The organism is Mesorhizobium sp. M7A.F.Ca.CA.002.15.2.1 (assembly GCF_003998715.1).
In the GTDB taxonomy this organism is placed as follows: Bacteria; Pseudomonadota; Alphaproteobacteria; order Rhizobiales; family Rhizobiaceae; genus Mesorhizobium; species Mesorhizobium ciceri.
Window position 1 is genome coordinate 1 of the sequence record NZ_RZPI01000681.1, and the last position, 2,910, is coordinate 2,910.

General features: G+C 63.0%; 3 protein-coding genes. All 3 read right to left on the reverse strand.

The window, feature by feature from the left end:
* Nucleotides 1–955 (reverse strand): cysteine synthase A (gene cysK, locus ENZ74_RS27465; RefSeq protein WP_127313133.1); only part of this gene is annotated, 955 nt, incomplete at its 3' end.
* A gap of 196 nt (nucleotides 956–1,151) precedes the next feature.
* On the reverse strand, nucleotides 1,152–1,769 hold the full coding sequence (locus tag ENZ74_RS27470; protein WP_013528636.1) for a LysE family translocator: 618 nt from the start codon (nucleotides 1,767–1,769) through the stop codon (nucleotides 1,152–1,154).
* A 273-nt stretch (nucleotides 1,770–2,042) separates the two neighbouring features.
* A partial coding sequence (locus tag ENZ74_RS27475) for a PQQ-dependent sugar dehydrogenase (protein ID WP_164761253.1) occupies nucleotides 2,043–2,910 on the reverse strand: 868 nt, incomplete at its 5' end.

Genomic DNA, 2,910 nt, shown 5'->3' on the forward strand with positions numbered 1-2,910 from the left:
GGATTGTCGACAGATAGCGCTCGGCGAAGGACGGGATGACCACCACAAGATTTTTGCCCTTGTTCTCCGGCCGCGAGCCGACGACGATGGCCGCCTGCAGGGCGGCGCCCGAAGAGATGCCGACCGGCACGCCTTCGAGGCGGGCGACGAGGCGGGCATTGGCCACCGAATCCTCGTTCGACACCTTGACGATCTCGTCATAGATCGTCGTGTCGAGGATCTTGGGCGCAAAACCGGCGCCGATGCCCTGGATCTTGTGCGGGCCGGGCTGGCCGCCCGACAGAACCGGCGAGGAGTCGGGCTCGACGGCGACGACATGCACGGAGGGCTTGCGCTTCTTCAGCACCTGGCCGACGCCGGTGATGGTGCCGCCGGTGCCGATGCCGGCGACGAAGATATCGACCTCGCCATGCGTATCGTTCCAGATTTCCTCGGCCGTCGTCGTGCGGTGGATTTCCGGATTGGCCGGGTTCTCGAACTGCTGCGGGATGATCGCATTGGGGATCGTCGCTGCCAGTTCGTCGGCCTTGGCGATGGCGCCCTTCATACCTTTCGGACCCTCGGTCAGCACCAACTCGGCGCCGAGCAGCGCCAGCATTTTCCGGCGCTCGACCGACATTGTTTCGGGCATCGTCAGGATCAGCTTGTAGCCCTTGGCCGCGGCGGCGAAGGCAAGCGCGATGCCGGTGTTGCCCGACGTCGGTTCGATCAGCGTTGTCTTGCCGGGAGAAATCTTGCCTGATGCCTCAAGCGCCTCGATCATCGCCACGCCAATGCGGTCCTTGACCGAGGCGATCGGATTGAAGAATTCGAGCTTGGCGATGAGATTGGCGACGATGCCCTTTTCCCTGGCGAACTTGTCGAGCCGCACCAGGGGCGTGTCGCCGATCGTATCGGTGATGGAATTGTAGACGCGGCCGCGACCGGGCACACGGGCTGTGACGGGCTTGTTCATTGGTTTCGCTCCCAGAATTTCAGGCGAGTAAGGATTTCAGGCAGTGGAATTGCAGCCGGCAAGATAGGGCCTTCGGTCGCGCAAGATAGACTGTCGGCTGAAAATATCCGAGTGGGCCCTGTGTCTAAAACCGTGCCGTCCCGGAAAAGCATTTCTCGCAAAGGCCCGTTTGCGAAATGCTTTGGCGGAAAGCTCTCTATTGCCGAGCGGCAATCGCTGCAGCAGCACCGACCATGAAGCCGGCCGCCGTGCGGTTCAGCGCCTTGAGCGCGCGGGGCGATTTCAGAAACCAGCGCGCCTTGGCCGCCAGCGCCAGATACGGCACCAGCACCACCAACAGGACGACAACGGTCAGCGCGACGAGGATGCCGTAATCCGCCAGCGTGATGGTTTTCAGGTCGACGATGGTCGGCGTGATCGCGAGATAGAAGATCATCGTCTTCGGATTGCCGAGGGTAACGGTCAGGCCGGCGGCAAAGCTCGACAGCAAGCCGCCCTTGCCTTTTCCGGCCTCGACGGTCTCGGGCGTGATGCCGCTGTTCCAGAAGCGCCAGCCGAGAAAGGCGAGATAGGCGACGCCGAGCCATTTGATGGCCAGGAAAACCATGCCGAAGGATTGTGCGACGAAGGCGAGGCCAAGCACCACGGCGGTCAGATAGGTGATGTCGCCAACCATCAGGCCAAACGACATCGCCAGCGACGAGCGGAAGCCTGAGCCGAGCGCACGGGCGACCAGCGCGGTGATGCCGGGACCAGGAATCGCGGCGGCGATGCCGAGGGCCGCACTATAGGCGAGGAATCCGGTAAGGGTCATGGCACTGGTCTCGGATCAGAGCGTTTTATTGCATGGGACAGGCCAAGATTGAATTCCCTGGGGCCGGATTCCATTGCACCAGATATCGAGGGCTCGCCTTACGAAGCCCCCTCATCCGGCCGCTTCGCGGCCACCTTCTCCCCGAGGGGAGAAGAGACGGGCGCCAGCGTCTGCTGACTCCTCTCCCCTCGGGGAGAGGTCGGATTGTTCCCGAATTGCTCTTCGCAATTCGGTTGGCAATCCGGGTGAGGGGGCCTGCGTTACCTGAGCAGATCAGGACGGACCGTCGCCATGGGTGACACGCCAGATGGTGCCGTTGCCGTCCTCGCTGACGATCAGCGCACCGTCGCTCGCAATCGCCACGCCGACCGGCCGGCCCCAGACCTCACCGTTGGAAACGACGAAGCCGGTGATGAAATCCTCATACGCGCCGGTCGGCTTGCCGTCCTTGAACAGCAACCGCACCACCTTGTAGCCGGTCCTGTTGCCGCGGTTCCATGAACCATGCAGAGCGACGAACGCATCGCCCTTGTATTCAGCTGGAAAGCTCTTCCCCTCGTAGAAGGCGATGGTGAGCGGCGCCGAATGCGCCTGCATCAGCACATCGGGAACGGTCGTTTTGCCGGCAAGATCGGGGCGCTCACCCTTGTGGCGCGGATCCTCATTGTTGCCGATATAGTACCAGGGCCAGCCATAGAAGGCACCCTCCTTGACCACGGTCGCGTATTCGGGTGGCACATTGTCGCCAAGCGCATCGCGTTCGTTGACGACGCACCACAGCGCGCCGGTCGCCGGCTGCACGGTCATACCCGAGCAGTTGCGCAGGCCGGCGGCAAAGATGCGGCCGTTCTTGCCATCGGGATCGAAGGTCAGCACGTCGGCGCGGCCGTCTTCAGAACCCCAGGCTGCACCCAGCGGCTGCGATTTCGCCCAGGCATCGAGTCCGCCTTTCGGCTCCCGGCCCATGTCCTCGGCGACATTCGATCCCGAGCCGACCGAAAGGTAAAGCGTCTTGCCGTCCGGCGAGAAGGCGATATCGCGGGTCCAGTGATGACTGGCGGGGATGTTGCCGACGATGGTTTCCGGGTCGCCGGAGGCCTTCAGTTCGCCATTGCGGTAGGCAAAGCGCACGATGCTGTCG